At 57.8% G+C, this 23,281-nt stretch carries 21 protein-coding genes; 6 read left to right on the top strand and 15 right to left on the bottom strand.

The window, feature by feature from the left end; translation table 11 throughout:
• On the top strand, positions 1 to 903 hold a 903-nt coding region (locus H1S06_RS04385), incomplete at its 5' end, for a catechol 2,3-dioxygenase (protein ID WP_181737097.1).
• A 107-nt stretch (positions 904 to 1,010) separates the two neighbouring features.
• Complete coding sequence (locus H1S06_RS04380) at positions 1,011 to 1,820, top strand: SphA family protein (RefSeq protein WP_181737619.1); 810 nt, start codon at positions 1,011 to 1,013, stop codon at positions 1,818 to 1,820.
• 56 nt (positions 1,821 to 1,876) lie between these two features.
• Here the strand turns inward: H1S06_RS04380 and H1S06_RS04375 are convergent, their stop codons facing one another.
• The 8 genes from H1S06_RS04375 to H1S06_RS04340 form a co-directional block, all read right to left on the bottom strand.
• Complete coding sequence (locus tag H1S06_RS04375; RefSeq protein ID WP_181737617.1) at positions 1,877 to 2,941, bottom strand: alkene reductase; 1,065 nt, start codon at positions 2,939 to 2,941, stop codon at positions 1,877 to 1,879.
• Between the two features lie 86 nt (positions 2,942 to 3,027).
• Positions 3,028 to 4,281, bottom strand: coding sequence for a YeeE/YedE family protein (locus H1S06_RS04370; RefSeq protein ID WP_181737615.1), 1,254 nt, complete (start codon positions 4,279 to 4,281; stop codon positions 3,028 to 3,030).
• 175 nt (positions 4,282 to 4,456) lie between these two features.
• On the bottom strand, positions 4,457 to 5,266 hold the full coding sequence (locus H1S06_RS04365) for a SphA family protein (protein ID WP_181737613.1): 810 nt from the start codon (positions 5,264 to 5,266) through the stop codon (positions 4,457 to 4,459).
• A gap of 106 nt (positions 5,267 to 5,372) precedes the next feature.
• Positions 5,373 to 6,584: a 4-hydroxybenzoate 3-monooxygenase gene (pobA, locus tag H1S06_RS04360; RefSeq protein WP_328515310.1), complete on the bottom strand. Its 1,212-nt coding sequence runs from the start codon at positions 6,582 to 6,584 to the stop codon at positions 5,373 to 5,375.
• Positions 6,585 to 6,912: 328 nt separating this feature from the next.
• A complete protein-coding gene (locus H1S06_RS04355) occupies positions 6,913 to 8,478 on the bottom strand; it encodes an FAD-binding oxidoreductase (RefSeq protein WP_181737609.1) in 1,566 nt (521 codons plus the stop codon).
• Between the two features lie 4 nt (positions 8,479 to 8,482).
• Complete coding sequence (locus tag H1S06_RS04350; protein WP_181737608.1) at positions 8,483 to 9,157, bottom strand: hypothetical protein; 675 nt, start codon at positions 9,155 to 9,157, stop codon at positions 8,483 to 8,485.
• A 5-nt stretch (positions 9,158 to 9,162) separates the two neighbouring features.
• On the bottom strand, positions 9,163 to 9,486 hold the full coding sequence (locus tag H1S06_RS04345; RefSeq protein WP_181737606.1) for a c-type cytochrome: 324 nt from the start codon (positions 9,484 to 9,486) through the stop codon (positions 9,163 to 9,165).
• Between the two features lie 16 nt (positions 9,487 to 9,502).
• A complete protein-coding gene (locus tag H1S06_RS04340) occupies positions 9,503 to 10,978 on the bottom strand; it encodes an aldehyde dehydrogenase family protein (protein ID WP_181737604.1) in 1,476 nt (491 codons plus the stop codon).
• Positions 10,979 to 11,303: 325 nt separating this feature from the next.
• Here H1S06_RS04340 and H1S06_RS04335 point away from each other — a divergent pair, with 325 nt between their 5' ends.
• Positions 11,304 to 13,076 carry a sigma-54-dependent Fis family transcriptional regulator gene (locus tag H1S06_RS04335; protein WP_181737602.1) on the top strand — a complete coding sequence of 591 codons (1,773 nt, stop codon included), beginning with the start codon at positions 11,304 to 11,306 and terminating at the stop codon, positions 13,074 to 13,076.
• Between the two features lie 8 nt (positions 13,077 to 13,084).
• On the opposite strand, the gene H1S06_RS04330 is transcribed toward H1S06_RS04335, so the two are convergent.
• From H1S06_RS04330 to H1S06_RS04300, 7 genes are all read right to left on the bottom strand, one after another.
• The gene (locus tag H1S06_RS04330; protein WP_181737600.1) at positions 13,085 to 13,990 is read right to left on the bottom strand and encodes a helix-turn-helix domain-containing protein; all 906 of its coding nucleotides are present in this window, start codon (positions 13,988 to 13,990) and stop codon (positions 13,085 to 13,087) included.
• A gap of 72 nt (positions 13,991 to 14,062) precedes the next feature.
• Positions 14,063 to 15,349, bottom strand: a complete 1,287-nt coding sequence (locus H1S06_RS04325) for a TRAP transporter large permease (protein WP_181737598.1) — start codon at positions 15,347 to 15,349, stop codon at positions 14,063 to 14,065.
• On the bottom strand, positions 15,346 to 15,858 hold the full coding sequence (locus H1S06_RS04320; RefSeq protein ID WP_181737596.1) for a TRAP transporter small permease: 513 nt from the start codon (positions 15,856 to 15,858) through the stop codon (positions 15,346 to 15,348). The genes H1S06_RS04325 and H1S06_RS04320 overlap by 4 nt, the downstream gene beginning before the upstream one ends.
• Positions 15,859 to 15,881: 23 nt before the next feature.
• Positions 15,882 to 16,904, bottom strand: a complete 1,023-nt coding sequence (locus H1S06_RS04315) for a TRAP transporter substrate-binding protein (RefSeq protein ID WP_181737595.1) — start codon at positions 16,902 to 16,904, stop codon at positions 15,882 to 15,884.
• Between the two features lie 62 nt (positions 16,905 to 16,966).
• The gene (locus H1S06_RS04310; RefSeq protein ID WP_407658771.1) at positions 16,967 to 17,962 is read right to left on the bottom strand and encodes an aldo/keto reductase; all 996 of its coding nucleotides are present in this window, start codon (positions 17,960 to 17,962) and stop codon (positions 16,967 to 16,969) included.
• Between the two features lie 61 nt (positions 17,963 to 18,023).
• Positions 18,024 to 18,977 (bottom strand): Gfo/Idh/MocA family oxidoreductase, encoded by a 954-nt coding sequence (locus H1S06_RS04305; protein ID WP_181737593.1) that lies wholly within the window; start codon positions 18,975 to 18,977, stop codon positions 18,024 to 18,026.
• A 161-nt stretch (positions 18,978 to 19,138) separates the two neighbouring features.
• Entirely contained in the window at positions 19,139 to 20,359 is a 1,221-nt protein-coding gene (locus H1S06_RS04300) for a LysR family transcriptional regulator (protein WP_181737591.1), read from the bottom strand.
• Between the two features lie 149 nt (positions 20,360 to 20,508).
• Between H1S06_RS04300 and H1S06_RS04295 the strand changes: the two genes are divergently transcribed.
• The 3 genes from H1S06_RS04295 to H1S06_RS04285 are packed head-to-tail and all read left to right on the top strand — an operon-like array spanning position 20,509 to position 23,271.
• Positions 20,509 to 21,522: an amidohydrolase family protein gene (locus H1S06_RS04295; protein ID WP_181737589.1), complete on the top strand. Its 1,014-nt coding sequence runs from the start codon at positions 20,509 to 20,511 to the stop codon at positions 21,520 to 21,522.
• A 14-nt stretch (positions 21,523 to 21,536) separates the two neighbouring features.
• A complete protein-coding gene (locus H1S06_RS04290; protein WP_181737587.1) occupies positions 21,537 to 22,214 on the top strand; it encodes a 4-carboxy-4-hydroxy-2-oxoadipate aldolase/oxaloacetate decarboxylase in 678 nt (225 codons plus the stop codon).
• On the top strand, positions 22,207 to 23,271 hold the full coding sequence (locus H1S06_RS04285) for a 4-oxalomesaconate tautomerase (protein ID WP_181737585.1): 1,065 nt from the start codon (positions 22,207 to 22,209) through the stop codon (positions 23,269 to 23,271). The genes H1S06_RS04290 and H1S06_RS04285 overlap by 8 nt, the downstream gene beginning before the upstream one ends.
• Positions 23,272 to 23,281 lie beyond the last annotated feature (10 nt).

Genomic DNA, 23,281 nt, shown 5'->3' with positions numbered 1-23,281 from the left:
CCCGGACATGTACAAATTCGTGTGCTGGATCTGGAAGAAGCGGTTAACCATTATGTCGAGCTGATGGGGCTGATCGAAACGGATCGCGACGAGCAGGGCCGTGTCTACCTGAAGGGCTGGACCGAAGTGGACAAGTTCTCGGTGGTGCTGCGAGAAGCCGATGAAGCCGGCATGGATTTCATGAGCTTCAAGTGCCTGAACGAGGAGGTGGTTGATCGCCTGAACCGGGAGTTGCTGGCGTTCGGCTGTGGCGTTGAAGAGATCCCGGCCGAGGAACTCAAGGGCTGTGGTCGCCGAATCCGCTTTCAGGCACCGACCGGGCATTACTTTGAACTCTTTGCCAACAAGGAACAGACCGGTCGTTACGGCGTCGGCAATCACAACCCGGAAGCCTGGCCCCGTGATCTCAAGGGCATGAAGGCGCAGCGGTTTGACCACTGCCTGCTGTACGGCCCGGAGCTGGACCAGACCCTGGACCTGTTCCGTGAGGTGCTGGGCTTTGACCTGTGCGAACAGATCATGACGCCGGACGGCAAGCGAGTGGCACAGTTCCTGACTACCAGCATGAAGGCGCATGACATCGCCTTTATCGATCACCCTGAGCCGGGCAAGTTTCACCATGCCTCGTTCTTCCTTGAAACCTGGGAAGATGTGCTGCGTGCCGGTGACTTGATCTCCATGACCGATACCTCCATCGATATCGGGCCGACCCGCCACGGCATTACCCATGGCCAGACGATCTACTTCTTTGATCCGTCCGGCAACCGCAACGAGGTGTTCTGCGGCGGAGACTACTTCTACCCGGACCACGCGCCGATCACCTGGGATGCTGACAAGCTGGGCAAGGCGATCTTCTACCATGATCGTCAGCTCAACGAGCGCTTCCTGACCGCTCTGACCTGAGCAATATCCTGTTAACACGCCCGCGGGCTTTGCATAGCCCTCTGCCTTGCTGACAGGCAGAGGGCGGGGCCCGCTGTTTACCACTGTACCAACCAAGAGTAGCCAAGATGAAAAAAATAATAACATCGGCCCTGGTGTCGCTTTTTCCACTGACGGCCATGGCCGGACACTATCCACTGGGCGTAGAAGGCATGCGTGCTTCCGTCATGCCGGGGCCTGGTGTGTACTACAAGGGGTATGCGCTGCATTACACGGCGGATCAGAATGCTGCGTTACCGGCCGACAGTGAGGTGAAGGTCAGTGCTCTGGCCAACCGACTGATTTGGGTAACCGACCGGGAAGTGTTGGGCGCGAATCTGGCGTTTGAAACCATCATCCCCGTGATTCATACGGACCTGAGTATCGCGGGCGGTGCCGTCAGCAGTGATGAGTGGGGGATTGGCGATATTTTCCTGGGCACCGTGCTCGGCTGGCATGGTGAGCGCTGGGATGCCGTGGGCGGCATCGGAGTATGGACTGAAACCGGTCAGGATGATGAACCGGCAGATCCTGGCCTGGGGTACAGCGAAACCATGCTGACTTTGGGCGGCAATGTTTACCTGAATGACACCAGGGACCTGTCTTTCAGTGCGCTCAGCCGTTACTCCATTGCCGATACCAGTCGAATCGAAGATGAGCTGGTCGTTGAATGGAGCCTCAGTAAACAACTGGCCAGCGGATTGGAAATGGGGCTGGTGGGTTACGACCATTGGCAGGTGGAAGGCGGTGATCAGCAACGACATGGCATAGGTGCCGAGGTCGGCTATTTCTGGCCGCAAATCATGACCGGCCTGAACGTGGCGGTGTATGACGAGTACCATGCTCGTGGTGATTTTGAAGGGACTACCTTCAGGGCGACGCTGACCAAGGTTTTCTGACAAGTGGCGACAGTCGGCAGATAGGCTCCGAGAGCTGCCGCCTGTCGCCTGCCTGCTTATGGAGTTTTCTGGTCCAGCATCGGATAGTCAATGTAGCCGCTGGCGCCGCCTCTGTAAAAGGTACGGGTATCCTGCTCGTTCCAGTCCGCTCCCTTGGCAATGCGAGTCGCCAGATCAGGGGTGGCGATGTAAGGCTTGCCAAAGGCGACGGCCTCCGCTTTGCCATCGGCCACGCAGGCTTGGGCGGACGTGGACGTGAAGTTTTCATTGGCGATATGGACGCCGCCAAAGCGTGCTTTCAGCAGGGGACTGATACTGTCGTCGGCGACATGCTCACGGGTGCAGATAAAGGCCAGCTTACGCTTGCCAAGCTGTTCCGCGATATAACCATAGGTCTCTTCACGGTTGGTGACGCTGACATCGTGTGAGTCGGCGCGGGGGGACAGGTGCATGCCAACGCGTTCGGGGCCCCAGACCGAGCACACGGCGTCGGTCACCTCCAGCATCAATCGTGCACGGTTTTCCAGCGAGCCGCCATATTGGTCGGTGCGGGTGTTGGTGCCGTCAAGCAGAAACTGCTCCAGAAGATAACCGTTGGCACCGTGGATTTCGACACCGTCAAACCCGGCCCGCTGGGCGTTTTCGGCGCCCTTGCGGTAGGCTTCGACAATGCCTGGTATCTCGTCGGTTTCCAGCGCGCGGGGAGTCACATAGTCTGTTTTGGGGCGAATCAGACTGACATGCCCTGCGGGGCGGATGGCGCTGGGCGCAACCGGTTGTTCGCCGTTGAGATAGTCGGGGTGAGAGATGCGTCCGACATGCCAGAGCTGGAGGACGATCAGGCCGCCTTCGGCATGGACGGCCTCGGTGACTTTCTTCCAGCCATTGATCTGTGCGTCTGACCAGATACCTGGTGTATCCGGGTAGCCAACGGCCTGAGGCGTAATAGCCGTCGCTTCAGAGATGATCAGGCCCGCGTTGGCGCGCTGGCGATAATATTCCACCATCAGCTCACCGGGAATACGATCGTTCTCCGCGCGGCAGCGGGTCAAAGGGGCCATGACGATACGGTTGCGCAACTGCAGGGCACCAGCCTGCAAGGGATCAAACAGGGTTGGCATCGGTCACTCCACATGATCTGTAATAGGTATTACAGATCATGTGGGTGCGGCGCCCGTTTTTCAAGCGCTGTTTTCTCAATCGGCGATTAAGCCTGTTGCAGGCGCTTGCCGGTGACATTGCCGATCACGCCGCCGGCCACCATGAACACCAGGAAGATCCAGCCGGACAGAGAGAAGTTGGCAATCGGGGTAAACAGGGCACCCACGTTACAGCCGTTGGCAAAACGAGTACCCAGGCCCATGGCCAGTCCGGCGATGATCAGCAGAACCGCTTCTTTCAGACTCAGGCGCATTTTTGACATGCCGCTGAAGAAGCGGCCCGCCAGCAACAGCGATACGATAGAACCCAGCATGATACCAATGTTCTGGACGTTTACCGGGTGGCTGAAGAACGGCATGGTGAAGATTTCAACCGGGCGGTGAGCAAACTCGGCGATGGCGACTGGATCGGCACCCAGGGCGATCAGCAGGCGGCCAAACCAGAAGCCGAATGGTGCAGATGCACCCCAGCCGGCACCGGTCACGCCCATCAACAGGGTAAACAGGATTACGATGACGGCGATGCCGGTTGTCATTGACCAGCGTGAGACAAACAGAGCCTCGTAGGTTTGGCGGCTGAAGAAGGGGTGTTCTCCCAGGTTGTGAGGCTTCTGCTCCGCCTGAGCCTGCTCGGCAGCCACACCGATATAGGTGTCGTTACGGCGGCGACGCTGTTCATAGCGATGTGCCAGCCAGCTGACGATAGCGGCCAGACTCGCGGTTAATACGATGGCACCAAAGTAGCCTTGCATGGGGTCGTTCGGGAACAGATCCGGCAGGTAGACCCCCTGGTTGGCATAGGTTTGGGTTGAAATCAGCGTATCGGTAATCCAGGTCTGGGTAGACTGCAGGGGAAAGCCGAGAAACACGCCGGCACCAAAGCAGGTCAGAATAAGGGCCGGGCGTGTCAGGTTGCTGGAAAAATAGGTCAGCACACCGGATGCACAGCAGCTGGCAAAAGACATGCCGAAGCCGAAAAGAATGCCACCGACCACCAGTCCGGCGTTGATCGGGTTAACCCACAGATCCAGATCTTTGGGGTTCTGGTTATACAGAAAGGCTGTGGATGCGATGGCCGTGGCAGTAAACATCAGCATCAGGCTGCGCATCAGTTTGGTTGACCCGGCGCGGTAGGCGCGGTTTACACTGCCGGCAAAGCCCAGTGCGGCACGTGTCAGGGCATAGCCGAACCCAAGGCCGATCAGCAGGCGGAAAAAAATATCGGGCTCAAGCGCCAGGCCGCCGGCTGTCAGAATCAGGGCAAGCAGGGCAAAGCCGCTCAGGTTCTCGGTTTTGTTCATGGTGTCTTCCGTTGGGTGTACGCAGGACTGAAGTCGCGGGAGGAGGCGGTCCCGATTGAAGACGTTTATGCTAATTCTTTTTTGATATGAATCAATATTAATCAAAGACTAATATGGAATAAGCAAATAACGGGAAGAGGTGGTGCCGGAGCAGGACGACCGGCACCTGGCGGGATCAGAACACTTTGGTCAAGGTAGCGCGCAGTTGATAGCCTTCAAAGTCGCTGTCGGCATCGTATTCATTGTAGGCTGCCAGGTTCAGGCCCATCATGCTCTGTGGCCAGAAATAACCGGCGGATGCACCAACAGCATGTTTCTGTTCATCGCCTCCTTCAACTTGCCAGCGGTCGTAGCCGACCAGACCCAGTTCCAGGCCGTTGGATAATTGTTTGCTCAGGCCCCATTCGATAAGAAACTCGTCATCCCGGCTGTCATCGGCGATGGAGTAGCGCGACAGCGCACTGAACGCCAGGTCCTGGTTGTCATTGAGGTAGACATTGCCGCCCAGAGTCAGCATGGTCTCGGTATAACCCAGTCCCGGATCGGCAGGTTCGTCGTCCTGGCCGGTTTCGGTCCAGACGCCCACACCGCCAACGGCATCCCAGCCCTGTCCGTGCCAGCCCAGAACGGTACCGAAAAAGATATCACCGATACCCCATTCACGGCTGGCAACGGCACCGTCGGCAATATTCAAGTCGGTATGAATGACGGGAATAATGGTTTCAAACGTCAAGTCACCACCCAGTACCTGGGTGTCGGTGACCCAGATCAGGCGGTTGGCCAGAGCGTTGACCTCCACCTCGCTATTGGCCGGCAGGGCCGAGTGGGTATCGGCCTTATAGTGAACGGCATAGCCTTTATAGTAGACGCCGGGTCCGGGAACAATGGATGCGCGCATAGCTTCAACGCCCGGAGTGTAATGGCCGGCAGTGGCCGTCAGTGGCAGCAGGGTGGCCAAAGCGGAGGCTAGAACTGTTTTTTTCATTGTTGTCTGTTTCGTTCGGTTAGGGTTATGGATTGTTATGGAGCGAACACAAAAAAACGCGCCCGGTTAGGGGCGCGATTTGCAATGACCGACTAGGAGCGCTCGATCAGTACTCGTTGAGATCTTCGTACGGCAGGCCAACATACTGCTCGGCAATGACCTTGCGACCGTTTTCAGAATTCAGGTAGTAGTTGAACTCCGACTTCATGAAGCGACCGAACATCTGGGCATCAATACCGCCGTTGCTCACTTCTTCGCCGAAGTCGTGCATCATGTTGGTCATCCACCAGCTGAAGCGCTCGCCATTCCAGACGCGGCGCAGGGCGATATCGGAATACTGCTCAATGTAACGGCGGTCGCCGGTTTCATAGACGCGAGTCAGGATCTTGTACAATGTGGCCACGTCGGAGGCCGCCAGGTTCAGCCCCTTGGCACCGGTCGGCGGCACGATGTGGGCGGCATCTCCAACCAGGAACAGGTTGCCGTATTGCATGGGTTCGCAGACGAAAGAGCGCAGCGGAGCAATACTTTTCTCGATGCTCGGGCCGGTGACGACGTTTTCGGCAATTTCGGCGGGCAGGCGTTTTTTCAGCTCGTCCCAGAATGCTTCGTCAGACCAGTCCTCGATCTTGTCGGTCAGCGGGACCTGCAGGTAGTAGCGTGAACGGGTCGCGGAGCGCTGGCTGGCCAGAGCGAAACCGTATTCACTCTTGGCGTAAATCAGTTCATCGTGGCAGGGCGGAGTGTCCGCCAGCATGCCCAGCCAGCCGAACGGGTAGACGCGTTCGAACTCGGTCCGTACTTCTTCCGGAATGGTTTGACGAGAAACGCCGTGGAAGCCGTCGCAACCGGCAACAAAATCACAGTCCAGGCGATATTCTTCACCCTGATGCTCGAACGTGACGTAAGGCTTGTCGCTCTTGACGTCGTGCGGCTGCACCTTATCGGCTTCGTAATAGGTTTCCAGGCTGGCAGCCTGACGGGCTTCCATCAGATCCTGGGTGATTTCAACCTGGCCGTAGCAGACTACAACGTCGCCACCGGTCAGTTCTTTCAGATCGATACGGGTGCGCTCGCCGTTTACAACCAGTTCGACCCCTTCATGAACGTGACCTTCTGCATCCATGCGCTCGGCAACACCGGCTTCACGTACCAGATCAGCGAAGCCCTGTTCCAGGATACCTGCACGGATGCGGCCGAGAACGTAATCACCGGTTTTGCGCTCGAGGATAATGTTGCTGATGCCTTTGCGTGCAAGCAGCTGACCCAACAGCAGACCGGAAGGACCTGCGCCGATAATGGCAACCTGTGTTTGAATCGTTTTCATAATGGTCTCGTTAAAAATTCAATGTAATCGGGGAACATAAGATTCCTCTATCATTCAGCATCCAGAGAGTGGCTTGAATGGAAAATACCGACGCAGGCTTGCACATTTTAAACACCGGTCGTGTTTGAAATGTACAAGTGGTTATTGGAACCTGTTGTTTAGGGTTTTATAAAAGGCTTATGGTGACAAGAATTTATATTCTCGATTGTTATTAATCTGTTTTTTTATATGCAGACTTAGATATTCAAAATTGTAAAGACCTTGGTCATTTGCGTGAGGCTGCCGCACTGGGCAGCCTCTTCGGTTTTATCCGCAACGATCAGAAATCATTTTCCAGATCGATGCCGGATTTGCCGGGTGCCAGAATGTTGTTCGGGTCCAGCGCACGCTTGATGGCGTGTTCGACACGGCGTTTGGTGGTGCCGTAGCTCTGGGCGACGCGATCCTGGAACTGGGTGTTAACGCGATAGACTGCGTAACCGCGCTTCTCGAACTCGTCCAGCAGTTCGTTAAAGCAGGCTTCGGCGCGTGCACGTTCTTCATCGTTGGTACGGTCGTACAGGACATCAATGACGTGATGCATATCGCGCCAGCCGACAATGAACTCGCCAACGTAGTCCAGGCCATGCTTGTTCAGAATATCCTTGGCCAGAGCGTACTGTTTGTCACACTCGCTGCCACGTGCCTGGCTGACCGGGGCAAACCACATGGAGCCACCGCCGCCACGCCAGTTGTACAGACCGAATTCCTGCAGGTTGGGAACACCGGTCATCAGTTTTGCACGATAGTCGAACGGCTCGGTGCCGCCGGCTTCTTTCTCGGTGATCAGTGTGCCCTTGCCAAGCTGTTTCAGAGCGCCCTGCACAATGTTCCAGTTCACCTCGACCTGTTCCTGGGTACCGTACAGGCAGGCATACAGGTTCCAGGCCCCCAGCTTTTTATCCTTCTGGATCTGCTTGAGGATATGCTCGGGGGTTGCGCCCGGTTCGCTGGTGTATTCGGCACGTCTGGTGTTGCAGGTGGCGGCTTCCCAGAGCAAACCGGCGATGACGACAGCGTTCGGAATAACCTGAGCGATACGCAGCGGGCGAATGAATTCAACGATCTCGGCGATATCGGTATCGTTCTCGAAACGGATTTCGAACGGCTTGGAGACCGGCGGCTTGGGCATCAGCCAGAAGCCCATCTTGGTGCAGATGCCATAGTTGGCCTGAGTAAACATGCCATCCAGTGTCGGGCCATAGCCCCACTTGAATACCTGCCAGGCATTGTCGCCTTCGACGCCACCCATGCCGGTACGGTAGACATCGCCGTTGGCCATGACCATTTCCATGCCGCACTGCATCAGGAAGTGTTCGCCATAGGGGGTGTAGCCGACACCACGGTCCATGGTATTGCCTACCGGGCCTGCGATGGCGGAGGGAGCGGAGAAGGACAGCATCAGCGGGATGTTGTTTTCTTCCAGGTAATCGTACAGCTGCTGATAGGTCACACCCGGCTCGACCAGAGCCGTGCACAGGTCCGGATCGATGTTGATGATCTTATTCATCTTTTTCAGATCAAGGATGACCTGGCCGCGCTGGCCCGGAGCGGCGCTGCCGTAGCCGAAGTTGTTGCCGGTCGAGATGGTCCAGACCGGGATCTTGTACTCGTTACAGATCTTGACGACACCCTGCACCTGTTCAACGGTGGTGGCCGTGACGGCGGCAGAAGGCGTGTTTTCCGCTACATCGCGGGGCATCATGATCTTGGTGTAGGGGGTCAGCTGATCGCCCTTGATCAGGACGTTTTCTTCACCCAGCAGAGCGCGGAACTTGTTGACGGCCGCTGCAAAATCACTGGCGGTTACGCCCTGGGGCAGAACGGCATTGGTTTGTTGACTCATGGCTTCAAACCTCGATTACAAAAGAGACAAAGCGGCCTTCAAGGCGCTTGCTTGTGGTCGGCAGATACGCGGCATCGACCGGCGCACTGGGGCGTGCCAGGGCATGACCCAGGTGGGCCGCCCAGTGGCTGGAAGCGGCTCCGGTGCGTGCCGAGGCCAGTTGCAGAGCCGTCTTGCGGGCAAATGGCTGCTCTGCGTTCAAACGAAAACCGGCGGCTTCCTGTTGCAGCTGCTCGGCCAGTGCCAGCGCCGAGCCTTGCGCGGCGCGATCGTTGATGACCTGGTGGCGGGTTTGGCGCGGGTCGGCACTGTGCTGGCCCAACCAGGTCATGCGTGCACCGGCGTGTCGGGCCAGGGTGGTCAGCAGTTCACCGGTAGCGTCATCGACCATGCCGATCAGGCGTATGGGCTGACCGCTGTGCAGCGCTTCGGTAACGGCCGTCAGCGGATTGCTGTGGTCGGTACGCAGCAGAGTAACGGCTTCTCCGGGCAGGGCGGCCTGGATACCGGCTGCAAAGCTTGATTCAATAGCCGCATTGCCGGCCAGCACCAGTGTGGCCGGCGAGTTGCCGGTCGTGATGCCCATGGCGGCCTGAGTCAGCCCGGAATGGCTCAGTATCAGCCCGCCGGCACCGGAAGCCAGGGCGCCCTTCAGAAAGGAGCGACGTTTCGGATTCATGGCACTCACTCCTCGTTCTGGGGCGCGGGGCTGGTGCTGATGTATTCGGCCACCGATTGCAGTGCCTGGTCATCAATGAAGGAGGCACGGAACGCCGGCATGGCGCGGAAGCCGTGACGAACAATAGCCGTGATATAACTTGGCGGCAGGCTGCGACCCTTGATGGTCGGGCCGACACCGGCTTCGTGGCAGTGACCACAGACCTTGGCGTAGATCTGCTCTCCGCTTTCCCACTGGCTGTCATCTGCAGCCAATGCCTGGCCTGAACCCAGGATAAGCGCGGCCCCCAGCATAACGGGGCGCATGAACTGTCGTTTCAGGGCTTTCATATTATTCTCCCTTGCCTTAGAACGGATACGGACGCGGCGTGTGCTGCACCGTGATCCAGTGATCAGTGGTGAACTCGTCGATCGCCCAGTCGCCATTGAAGCGTCCGACACCGGAGTTCTTTTCGCCTCCGAACGGCGCATTCGGCTCATCGTTGACCGGAATATCGTTGATGTGGGTCATGCCGGCCTTGATGCGCTGTGCGAACTGAACGCCGCGCTCCAGGCTGCCGGTAAAGACCGAACTGGACAGGCCGTAGGTGCTCATATTGGCCAGAGTCAGGGCATGTTCGGCATCTTCCGCACATTGAATGCCAACCAGCGGGCCGAAGATCTCTTCGCGAGCGATCTCCATGTCAGCCGTTACATCGGCAAACACGTGAGGCGGCAGGACATTGCCCTGAACATCACCGGATACCAGCACCTTGGCGCCTTCGCTTTTTGCAGTGCTGATCTTCTTGAGCAGGCCTTCCCGCTGCCGAGCGCTGGCCACGGGGCCGACAGCGGTTTCCATCAGATTGGGATCGCCGCATTTGAGCTGGCGAACGCGGTCGGCAAAGCGCTCACAGAACTGTGCGTACAGTGGCGCTTCGACGATGATGCGGTTGATCGCCATGCAGATCTGGCCGTTGTGCAGGAACTTGCCGAAAACCGCCGCGTTCACGGCCTGTTCGAGATCGGCGTCGGCCAGGACGACGAAAGGACTGTTGCCGCCCAGTTCCAATGCAACGTGCTTGAGATGGTCGCCACCGCTGGCAATACGACCGATATTACGGCCGACTTCGGTAGAGCCGGTAAAGGAGATCAGCGCCGGTGCCGGGTGCTCAACGAAGGCATCGCCGATTTCAGAGCCGGGGCCGACCACAACACTCAGCAGACCAGCCGGCAAGCCGGCCTCTTCAAAAATACGGGCCAGCAGCAAGCCGCCGGTTACCGGGGTATCGCTGGCGGGTTTGATGACGACGGCATTACCCAGTGCCAGGGCCGGGGCCAGGGAGCGTTGCGTCAGGTGTAGCGGGAAGTTCCACGGGCTGATGATGCCGACAACGCCCAGGGGCTTGCGATAGGCACGGCTTTCCTTGCCCGGGACATAGGATTCCAGAATGCGACCATGAACGCGGCTGGGCATGCTGGCGGCTTCCAGGGTGATGGCGCGAGCTGCGCCCCACTCGATGGTGGCCTTCAGGCGGGTGCTGCCGGACTCGCGTACCAGCCAGCTGACGATCTCTTCCTGGCGTTCATCAAAGATGCGCACCACGTTCATCAGCACTTCGGCGCGTGCCGCCGGTGTCTGTGAGGCCCATTCGGTCTGAGCACGCTCTGCCGCTGCAAAGGCCGCGTCGAGGTCGTCACGGGTGGCCATGGGCAGGTCCAGCAGGGTGTCACCGTTATAGGGGTTGGTGACGACGAGCGAGCGATCACCGCTGCCCGTGCGCCATTCACCGGCGAGAGGCTGAAGTTCCAGGTTGTTATAAGCGTTGGGTGTCATGTTCATCGTTTCTCTCAGTTTTCGGAGTCTATAAAAAGAGTGTGCATCCCTATTCATATTTTCGATAACCGGGTTATCGAGTGCTCCGATTTTCGTTTTCACAGGTTGTTTGTGCTGAGCGAACAACAACTTTATTTAATCAGGGTGTCATAAAGTCCGAGTAATGCTTATACAATAAGCGTGCCAACTTTTTAGTTCGGGGGTTTGCCGCATTTTAATGCGGGGTGTAGCGCTCTGTTAGACGAAAGGAGGGGGTGATAAAAATCATAGATTTTCAGCAGCTGTTATAATTTCATGCATAAAATCCTGCACTCAAAGACATATAATTATTATGGTTAATGATCGCGATAAGGTACTGGAGGCGGAGTTTGTGGGTCGCTTCCGTGAACGTAACAAGCAGTTTCTCGTTGATCGGCGGTTTCAGTTCAATGCGGAGGGGACGCCTTCGGCGGAAGACCTGGCCGATAGCCTGAGCTTTGATTCGGGGGACGGTAATATTTGGCTGGCCGGGCAGCGCATCATGTTCATGCAGGCCGAGGTGTTCGGCAGTATTCGACGTGAACTGATTGAGAAGCTGGGTTATCAGCAGGCGCGGCAGCTGTTCATGCGCATGGGGTGGCAGGCCGGGGCGCGTGATGCCGCGAGAGTGTGCGAACTCTGGCCCAAGGGAGATGGTGCCAGCCTGTTCTCGGCCGGGCCGCGCTTGCACAAGCTGAAAGGGATGGTCGATGTGGAAGTGGTCCAGATCGAAATCGACAATGCCCGAGGCCGGTTTCAGGGTGAATTCCTGTGGCACAATTCGCTGGAGGCCAGTGAGCACCTGGCGCGTTACGGTGTCAGCAGCGAGGCGGCCTGCTGGATGCAGATCGGCTACGCCAGTGGCTATGCATCGGCTTTGCTGGGACGCAGCGTGGTATACCGTGAAGTCGAGTGCAAGGCGTGTGGTCATGAGCACTGCCGTATTGTCGGCAAGGCAGCCGAGCTGTGGGAAGATGGCGGTCAGGACCTGTTTAATGCCGTCGACAGTGTTCATGCCCGCGATGCCCAGGATGAGCATGAGGATGACAGCCTGATGGTTGGGGGGTCACCCGCCTATCTGGCGGCAACGCGGCTGTTGTCCAAGGTGGCGCCGACCGAAGCGACCGTTCTGTTGACCGGAGAGTCCGGAGTCGGCAAGGAGCTGTTTGCTAAAAGCCTGCATCAGCAAAGTCGGCGCAAGGGTGGGCCATTGGTATCGCTGAACTGTGCGACGCTGCCTGAAAATTTGGTTGAGGCCGAGCTGTTTGGTGTTGAGAAAGGGGCTTTTACCGGCGCCGACAAATTGCGCGCCGGACGTTTTGAGCGAGCGCATGGTGGCACGCTGTTTCTGGATGAAATCGCGACCCTGAGTCTGGCGGCACAGGGCAAGATCCTGCGTGTTCTGCAGGAAGGCGAACTGGAACGTTTGGGCGGCAGCAAAACGGTCAAGGTGGATGTGCGCATTGTGGCGGCTACCAACCTGGATTTACGCGACGAAGTGGAAGCGGGTCGTTTTCGTGAGGACCTGTTTTACCGTCTGAATGTTTTCCCGATCAACTTGCCGCCTCTGCGTGAACGTCGAGAAGATCTGCCTTTGCTGATGAGCTATTTTCTGGATCATTACTGCAAGCGTTACAACCGACACTTGACCGGTTTCACTACGCGCCTGGTCAATACGCTGCTGGCCTATCGTTTTCCGGGCAATATTCGTGAACTGCAAAACCTGATCGAGCGCGGCGTGATTATTGCCGAAGATGGCGATACGCTGGACTTTACCCACCTGTCGTTGGGCGAAAATGAGCGGTTAAGCCGTCGTGAAAGTGATGGTAAGGAAGCGAATACACCGCCGTTGCAGGCGACCGAACCGGAAGCGTCGGAGCATGCTGTCGAGAGCGATGACCCCTTGATGCGCCTGCGCGATTTTGTCAGTGGTCGAAACGCGGTGCTGGATACGTCCTTGGGCGAGGTCGAGGGCCTGTTGATTACGGCGGCAATGGAACGTTGCGACGGCAATATTACCGCCGCAGCTCAGATGCTGGGAATGACTCGAGCGCAGTTGAGCTATCGGCTTAGGGACAGGAAGTAATCGAGCGCTTATCCCTGATCGCGATGCTCGCGGAAGGTGGTCGGGGATGAGCCCACGCGGCGCTTGAAGAAGCGAGAAAAGTAGGCCGGATCGGAAAAGCCCAGGTCATAGGCGATCACCGCCACGGGAACGGTGGAGTAAATCAGCATGCGCTGCGCCTCCAGTGCCAGACGATCCTGCAGCAGTTCGCCCACACTTTTTCCGGCCATGGCGTGACAGGCACGGTTCAGACCGATGGGTGTCGTGCAGAGAATGTCGGCGTAGAACTGGCAGGGGTGGTGCTCGCGATAGTGCTGCTCAATCAGTTCACAGAGCTTGCGATAGCGTGTGGCGTAGCGGTCTTCCGTGGCGGGCTGACTGCCGGCATTGACCAGACGGCCCATTTTTATCAGCAGTGAATACATCAACCATTCGAACAGGGGCTGTTTCCCTGTGGCGTTGTTCTGGTATTCACGTGTCAATTCTTCGGTTAGCTGGTTAATGAAGGTCAGATCGTTGGGGTGGTTACCCAGCGGGATGACCTGTGCGGACTGCATCAACTCGTTGTGGAAGGGGAAGCTGCGTTGGAAGCGTTCGTCGAGCAACAACAGGCGTGAGAGTGTAATCACATAGCCAAGCGTGATGTCGCGTTCAAAGGCAAAGCCGTGCACCACGCCGGGCGGCAAGGTAAACAGGCAGGGGCCGCTCAATTCCAGCTCCTGACCATTGAGATGAACGCGTACCTGCCCCTGGCGTACATATACCAGTTGGTACATTTGCGGGTGACTGTGGACATTGATGGTCCAGTCAAACAGTCGGGCTCGACTCTTGATATCCTCGATATGAAAAAATTCCGGGTCCTGCCGTGAGGGTTCTTCCTTGTAGAGTGCGTAGGTCGAGATGCCGGCGGTGTCAGCAGGGTGCCGGTAAAGCATGGGGTAAACCTCCCGGAATATAATGGAAGCAGGAGCCCGCCGCAGGCATTGTTGCGTGCGGCGGGCGCGAGGTTACAGCAGCCCCAGTGCGAGCACCGGGAAGGCGATGATCAGAGCCAGACGGACGAGATCCGAAATCACGAACGGCATCACGCCTTTGTAGATGTTGCCGATGGACACATCCTTGGCGAATGCCTTGATGACGAACACGTTCATCCCTACCGGCGGGGTGATCAACCCCAGTTCGACCGTAATGACCGCTACCACACCAAACCAGATGGGGTCAAAACCGGCGGCCTGGACCAGTGGGAACACCACCGGCACGGTCAGCAGCAGCATGGCGATGCTGTCCATAACGCATCCGAGCAGCATGAACAGCAGCAGGATGGCGAACAGAATCATGTACGGCGACAGGTTGAGAGCGTCGACGTAGTCCACCAGCTCAAACGAGATGCGCGATACGCTGAGGAAGAAACCGAAGATCTCGGCCCCCAGGATCATGAAGAAAATCATGGCTGAGGTGATCAGCGTTTCCTGCAGGGCATCCATAAAGCCGGCCCAGCCCATGCCGCGCTTGACGGCGATTATCAGCGTGGAAAAGGCGCCAACAGCGGCGGCTTCTGTCGGGGTAAACAGACCCAGGTAGATACCGCCGATGATGATGGCAAAGACGCTGGTGAAGGGCAGCAGGCCTTTCAGTCCCAGCAGCTTCTGCGCCAGAGTTGTTGCTTCTCCCGGTTGAGCCAGTGCCGGATTGAGGCGCACGATAATCGTTACCGTAACGGCATAGAGAACCAGGCCCAGCAGACCGGGGATCAGCCCGGCCATGAACATGTCACCGACGGACTGCTCGGTAATCAGTGCATACAGCAGCAGGGCGATCGAGGGCGGAATCATGATGCCCAGCGTACCGCCTGCTGCCAGCGTACCGGTTGCCAGTGAGTCGGCATAGCCATGCTTGCGCATTTCCGGTAAGGCGACCCGGGACATGCTTGCTGCGGTGGCCACGGATGAGCCGGAAATGGCCGAGAAAATACCGCATGACATCAGTGCAGCCAGCGAAATACCGCCGCGCCAGGCACCGAACAGGGCTCGTGCGCCGGAAAATAGCTGGTCTGACATCTTCGAGCGGGAAGCCAATACGCCCATGAAGATGAACATGGGGATGGGGCTGAAGTTGTAGTTGGTCAGGGTTTCAAACGGCGCATTTTCCAGAATCGCCATGGCCGGGTCGAAGGCGATGATCCAGGCAAAGCCAACGAAGCCGGCGATTGCCATGGTCAGGGCGATGGGGATGCGGATGGCCAGCAGGACCAGCATCAAGCCGATACAGATAAAACCGATGCTTGCACTGCTCATGACTTGATCCCCATGACTTTGGCGCCCCGGTCAATGGACACCATCAATGAACGCAGGGCCAGCATGACGGTGCCAAACAGCGTGGCGGCGTAGATGTATGACATGGGCAGCATCAGATCCTGAGTGGTTTCACCACTCATGTGGGCCGAGCCGACAGCATGCCAGAAGCGAATGCTCATGCCGGTGCCCAGCAGGGTATAACCGGCAAAGCACAGCATTTCCAGCGCGGTTTTCTTGCGCTCGGACAGTTGCTCGGTGAACAGATCAACTACAACCTGAGAGCGATCGACACACCAGGGCAGGGCATAGAGAATGGCAAACAACAGCGCAAAGCTGACCAGCTCGATTCCCCCCAGGAAGGTGAAATCGAGGCGGCCATCAGTGAGTCGGAACAGTGCGCGGGTGATAACATCGATCAGCACGATGGCCATCATGGCGACAATCATCAGGCCACTCAGGCGCATCATCAGCTGGCAGACAATATCGACCAGGCGGGCTAAGGGGTTCATGTCAGGCTCCGGTTCGGCACAATTCAGCGGCACTGTTCGGCCAGTTCGCGTGCCCGCTCATACACCTGACGAGCGGGCAGCCCCTTGGCCTCCAGATCGTTGATGTACTCTTCCGAAGCGGCGTCCAGTACCGGTTTCCATGCCGGATTGTTGGCGCCACCTTCAATGGTCACGATGGTGTGACCCGCGGCAACGGCGTCGGCGCGTCCGGCAGCATCGGCCTTGTCGAAGACATCACCGGCCTTGCGGGCCCATGACAGGCCGGAATGATCATTGATGACCTGCTGCAGATCTTCCGGCAGGCGGTCATAGACCGACGTGTTCATGGTGACCACAAACGACAGGCTGTAAAGGCCGCCGATTTCAGTGTGGCTGTCGGCCAGTTCGTTAATTCTGAAGGCTTTGACGCCTTCCCATGGCAGAGCGACGCCATTGATAACACCGCGCTGCATGGACTGGTAGGAGGCTGGAGCAGGCATGCCGACGGGGGCAGCGTCCAGGCCTTCCAGCAGTTTGCCGGCCACGGAGGTCGGGCGGCGAATGCGCAGGCCGGCCAGGTCTTCAGGCTTTTCGACAACCTTGCCCTTAAGGTGCAGGTGGCCCTGGCCGTGAGTGAACAGGAACAGGGGGCGGGTGTCCTTGTATTCGTCCGCGATCAGGCCTTCATCATACAGGCTCTGTACCACACAGGAGCCCTGGCGCGCGTCCTCTACCATGCCGGGCAGTTCGACAATCTGAGTCAGCGGGAAGCGGTTGGCGGTATAGCCCTGCACCGTTGCTGTCATATCGGCGATACGGTTGATGACGGCATCATACTGGGCCGGTGGCTTGGCCAGAGTGGAGCCGGGGTAGACTTCTACCTCGATGCGGCCGTTGGAGGCGGATTCGACCGAGTCGGCCCAGGCCTGAAAGACTTCGGTGTGATTGGGCGATACTGCCGGCCAAAAGTGGGAAAAGCGCAAGGTAACGTCGGCTGCCTGGGCTGCGGTGCAGACCCCGAGGGTTAACAAGGTGGCGACAGAGGCCGATTTGAACAGCATTTTCATGGTTGAGTACCTGTGTCTTGAGTTGTTATTAGATGGGGACTGAAAGTGAGAGCTTGCCGGAATCAGGCAAACTCTTCGGTATCGATTTCGGCCTGCTGTATGGCGTTGTAGCGCGGGCCGTGAACGGTGTTTCGGTTGATCAGTGCATCCAGCTGAGCAATGGTTTCGGCTTTCAGCTGCAGGGGGGCAGCGTTCAGGTTTTCCTGCATGTGCTCAACGGAGCGAGTGCCGGGAATCGGTACAATGAAATCACCCTTGGATTTGACCCAGGCCAGCGCCAACTGGGCCGGGGTACAGCCGATTTCGTTGGCGATGGCGACATAATCGTCCAGCAATTTCAGGTTGTACTGGTAGTTTTCCTTATGGAAGCGCGGCATGTTGTTGCGGATATCCTTTTCCACCAGGCTGTCTGCATCCAGCAGGGTGTTGGTCAGGAAACCGCGGGCCAGCGGACTAAAGGCCACAAAAGCAGTATCGCTGTCACGGCAGGCGTCCAGTACGGCAATCTCGGCATTGCGGGACCAGAGCGAATATTCGGTCTGCAGAGCGGCGATGGGGTGCACGGCCTGAGCACGCTTCAGCGTGGCAGCGGAGACTTCGGACAGGCCGATGGCGCCGATCTTGCCTTCACGAACCAGGTCGGCCAGTGCGCCGACACTCTCTTCGATCGGTGTTTCGGGATCGAGGCGGTGCAGATAGTAGAGATCAATGTGGTCGGACTGCAGGCGACGCAGGCTGGCTTCGCACTGAGCGCGAAGTGTCTCGGGGCGGCCGTTGATCTCTTTCTTGCCGCTTTCCTGACCGATTGCCATACCGCACTTGCTGGCCAGGAACAGCGAGGTGCGCTGCTCCTTCAGGGCCTTGCCGACCACGATTTCGTTACGACCGCCGCCATACAGTGTCGCGGTGTCGAAGTGGCGATATCCCATGTCGAACGCCTGCTGCAACGCTCTAACCGCATCACCCTCTGACAGCGGAGTGCCATAGGCGTGGGACAGGTTCATGCAACCCAGGCCGATGCCGGGATGATTGAAGTGGTTGCTCAGCATGTTGCTCATACGGGGTTCCCCTTTTCTTCACTCAGTAACACGTTATGGTCGGCGGCGGACCGACCGTCTGTTAGCGATCGGCTTCCAGGCACTGTTCCAGCTGGTGCAGTGTTTCCATGGCGGGCAGGCACTGGGCGACGCTGGAGTTGGGTTCACGGCCTTCCTGAATGGCGGTGATGAATTCGCGGTCCTGCAGTTCGATGCCGTTGTTGGACACGGCAACGCCGGTCAGATCAATCTTGTTCTCATTGCCGTCATACAGGTCGTCGTAACGGGCAATGTAGGTGCCATTGTCACAGATATAGCGGAAAAAGGTGCCGAAAGGACCATCGTTGTTGAAGGACAGAGACAGGGTGCACAGAGCGCCGCTGCCGGTTTTCATGCCGATGCTCATGTCCATGGCGATGCCGAGATCCGGGTGGTGCGGGCCTTCCATCGCCTGTACTTTGGTGGCGGCTTCGCCGGCCTGGTACTGGAACAGGTCCACGGTGTGGCAGGCGTGGTGCCACAGCAGATGGTCGGTCCAGGAGCGAGCCTGACCCTTGGCGTTGGTATTGGTGCGACGGAAGAAGTAGGTTTGAACATCCATCTGCTGGATGTTCAGCTCGCCGGCCTGGATCTTGTTATGAATCCACTGGTGGCTAGGGTTGAAGCGACGGGTGTGTCCGGCCATGGCGACCAGGCCGGTTTTCTGCTGCACTTCGACCAGCTTGCGGGCATCTTCGATGTTGTCGGCCATCGGGATTTCGACCATAACGTGCTTGCCGGCTTCCAGGCACTGGATTGCCTGGGAGGCATGCATCTGGGTCGGAGTGGCCAGGATCACGGCATCGACATCATCACGCGCCAGGGCTTCGGCCAGATCCGTCGTGTAGTGGGGAACGTTACGTTCTTCGGCGAACTGGCGAATCGCGTCGATTTTGGTGCCGACCACGGAGGTGACGGTAGCGCCGTCGATCGCTGCGATGGCGTCCATGTGTTTCATGCCAAAAGCGCCGCTGGCGCCTGCTACACAAAGTCTCATGTGGGTGTCTCCTGCTGCTGAGCCTGTGAATTCACTGTCCGGTGGCGGGTAAATTGCCCCGGTACGTTAGATTAGTACCGGAAATCTATCACTCAGGTTTTGTGCTGAGTAATTGAATAACCTCCGGTGGTATTCAAATTTTGCATAGAGGTGGGGTCGTTTTAGATGTCGGAATAGCGTGATGCGGAATCCCTGATCATTTCCAGAAAGCGACTCTGAGTTGGTGTCGGCTGCCAGTCTCGGCGCAGCGTGATGCCGATAGGGCGGCGTGTATGGCTCAGCGCGAAGGGTATGACCCCGAGGATGCCGTGACGCAGTTCGTGCTCGATCTGATGGGCCGATATCAGGGTGAGTCGGTCGCTGCCAATCAGCAGTTCTCGAATAAGTATTTGTGAACTGCTTTCAACAATACGGGTCGGTAAGGGGATCTGTCGGTCGGAAAACAGAGTGTCGAAAAATGCACGGGTCGGTGTGCCCTTGCGTGGTACGACCCAGCTGTAGTCGGCCAGGTCTTCCAGTTGCAAAGGCGCGGCTCGGCGCAGGGGGTGTTCCTTGCGACCGACAATCGCCAGTGGTGGTGACAGCAGTTCTTCCTGAATGACGTCATCGGCAGGGGCCGGGGAGCGCAGGGCGCCGACGAGAAGGTCCAGGTCACCGCTGCGCAGGTGAAACAGCAGGTCATCATAGGGCGCGTCGACCACGTTAATACCGATATCCGGATGGGCGAGACTGAAGCGGTTGATGACATCAGGCAGAATGGAGGTACGGGCCAGCGGCATGCTGCCGACTACAATCTTGCCCACTTCGCGAAATTGCAGGGCGCTGATTTCATAATAGCCCTGCTCGATTTCGGCAAATCCCAGCTTGGCGGCTCGCGCCAGAACTTCCGCAGCACGGGTCGGTGTAATACCGGAACGGGCCTTTTCGAATAATGTGATACCCAGCAGGTGTTCGAGTTCACGTCCGGCACGATGCAGTGAGGATTGAGACAGTTCCAGATTGCGGCTGGCAACGCTGAAACTGTGGCTTTCGGTAACCGCAATCAGGGCGCGAAGCTGGGTAGTCGTCAACATGGGCAGTAGCTGAGAGGGGCTGCCGTTCTGGCTCAGGCTGCTCTTGAGGGCGGCTCTGATACCCCGTTCAAGATAACTCATGCAGCGGCGTGACCGGTTATACCAGACCTCGCCAGGCGGAGTGGGAAACATGCCGTTTGAGTGGCGTTCAAACAATTCGGTTTCCAGTAGTGCTTCCAGTTTTCCTATTGCCTGGGTAATGGCCGGTTGGGACAGGAATACACGTGGGGCCGCCTTGCTGATACTGCGGCATTTGGTTACCTCCATGAATACGCGCAGGTGTCTCAGGTTCGGCATGGTAAACTGCATGATGGCTCCTGAAAAATGGGATGATTGAACTGTGCGTTCACAAAAATCAATAGTATTGCGGTCAAATTGAAATAGCCAGTCCGGCAACGCTTGCCAATACTAGAGGCACTTTGATTCAGCCACATTAACGTCTATTGAAGGTGCCTGAGATGATTATCGATTGCCATGGTCACTACACCACGACTCCGCCACAGGTGGGTGAGTACCGCGAAAAACAGAAAGAAGCCGTTGCCAAGGACCCGAGCTTCGTCGGTGACAAGGGCCAGATCGTCATCAGCGATGATCAGATTCGCGAAACCATCGTGAACAACCAGCTGCGTCTGCAGCAGGAACGTGGTACTGATATGACCATCTTCTCGCCGCGTGCCAGCTGGATGGGCCATCACATCGGTAACGAGCATACCAGCCAGTTCTGGACCGAACATCAGAACGACCTGATTCGCCGCGTGTGCGACTTGTTCCCGAAAAATTTCGCGCCGGTTGCTCAGCTGCCGCAGTCTCCGGGTGTTGATCCGGCCAAGTCGGTTCCGGAAATCGTTCGTACGGTAGAAGAGATGGGCTTCATCGGGATCAACCTGAACCCTGATCCCAGCGGTGGTCACTGGAACGGCGCTTCTCTGGCGGATCGTTCCTTCTACCCCATCTACGAGAAGATGGTCGAATACGATATTCCGGCGATGGTACATGTCAGTGCGGCCTGCAACGAGTGCTTCCACACGACCGGTTCACACTATCTGGGCGGTGATACTACCGGTTTCCAGCAGTTGATGATGTCCGACGTGTTCAAGGACTTCCCGGAACTGAAAATCATCATCCCGCACGGTGGTGGTGCCGTACCTTACCACTGGGGTCGCTTCCGGGGGCTGGCACTGGACCGTGGCTTCGATCTGGAAGAGAAGGTGCTGAACAACATCTACTTCGATACCTGCGTGTACCATCAGCGCGGTATCGACCTGTTGCTGGATATTGTGCCGACCAAGAACATCCTGTTCGCCTCCGAGATGATTGGTGCCGTGCGCGGTATCGACCCGGAAACCGGCCACTACTTCGATGACACCAAGCGTTACATCGACGGCAATACCGCGCTGAACGCCGAGCAGAAGCAGGATATCTTCGAGCATAATATTCGTCGTGTCTTCAGTCGCCTGCAGATCCCGGCCTGAGCAAGGAGTCGATCATGAGAGAAAATATTGTTGTTCAGCATATTGAACGTGCCGATCAGGCCGTGATTGATGGTCTGGCCGAATGTGGCGTGGCCACTATCCATGAAGCCCAGGGCCGTGTTGGTCTGCTGGCGCACTATATGCGCCCGATCCAGCAGGATGTGGCCGTGGCCGGTTCTGCAGTGACCATTTCCGGCGCTGCCGGCGACAACTGGATGATGCACGTGGCGATCGAGCAGTGCCAGAAGGGTGACATGATGGTGTTTGCGCCAACGTCACCGTCGCTGCACGGTTTCTTCGGTGATTTGCTGGCCACTTCTGCGCAATCGCGCGGTGTCGTGGGCCTGATCATCGATGGTGGCGTGCGTGATACTCGTGATTTGCGCCAGATGAACTTTCCGGTCTGGTCCAAGGCCGTATTTGCCGAAGGCACCATCAAGGAAACTCTGGGCTCGGTCAACGTGCCGCTGGTGTGCGCCGATGAGCGGGTCAACCCGGGCGACGTGATCGTGGCTGACGATGACGGTGTGGTGGTGGTTCGTCGTGAACACGCTGCAGCTGTGCTGGAAAAAGCTCAGGCTCGTATGGTGCTGGAAGAAGAAAAGCGCGTGCGTATGGCCAACGGCGAGCTGGGTCTGGATATCTACAACATGCGTCCACGCCTGAAAGAAAAGGGCCTGAAGTATGTCTGATGGCGTTCGCTGCATGTGGATGCGTGGCGGTACCTCCAAGGGGGGGTATTTCCTCGCGTCCGACCTGCCGGCCGATACCGCCGAACGCGACGCCTTCCTGTTGCGGGTCATGGGTTCGCCCGACCCGCGTCAGATCGACGGCATGGGCGGGGCCGACCCGCTGACTTCAAAGGTTGCAGTGGTCAAGCCGTCCAGCCGTGAAGATGCCGATGTGGAGTACCTGTTCCTGCAGGTGTTCGTCGATCAGGCAATCGTGACCGACGCGCAGAACTGCGGCAACATCCTTGCCGGCGTCGGTCCCTTTGCCATCGAGCGCGGCCTGGTGGCGGCACGGGATGGCGAGACTGAAGTGCGCATCTTCATGGAGAATACCGGCCAGATCGCCCGTGCCCGCGTCTGCACGCCTGCTGGCAAGGTCAGCTATGTGGGCATGGCCCGTATTGATGGTGTGCCCGGCGGTTCAGCAGCACTGCCGATCACCTTCGAGGATACCGCCGGCTCCAGCTGTGGCGCACTGTTGCCCACTGGCAATGCCGTTGACACCATCGATGGTGTTGCCGTGACGTTGATCGACAACGGCATGCCGGTCGTGGTGATGAGCGCCGAAGACATGGGCATCACCGGCACCGAGTCTCGCGAGGCGCTTGAAGCCAATAGCGCATTGCGTGAGAGGCTGGAGTCGATCCGGTTGCAGGCGGGGCCATTGATGAACCTGGGCGATGTCAGCGAGAAGTCGGTGCCGAAGATGAGCATGGTCAGCAAGGCAACCAACGGCGGATCCCTGTCGACCCGCACTTTCATCCCGCACCGCTGTCACGCCTCTATTGGTGTGCTGGGTGCGGTCAGTGTGGCGACTGCTGCCGTACTACCGGGCTCTCCTGCTGCTGCGGTGGCCGATATTCCGGCTGGCGAACGCAAGACCCTGTCGGTCGAGCATCCGATCGGCGAAATGAGTGTGATACTGGATATGGATGCCGAAGGTCAGGTGACCTCCGCCGCCATTCTCAGAACGGCACGCAAGCTGTTTGACGGCGAAGTGTTCACCCACAACAACTGATTCAACAGGT

Source organism: Marinobacterium marinum (assembly GCF_013868415.1).
GTDB lineage: Bacteria > Pseudomonadota > Gammaproteobacteria > Pseudomonadales > Balneatricaceae > Marinobacterium > Marinobacterium marinum.
This window is presented reverse-complemented; position numbering and strand designations above follow the sequence as displayed.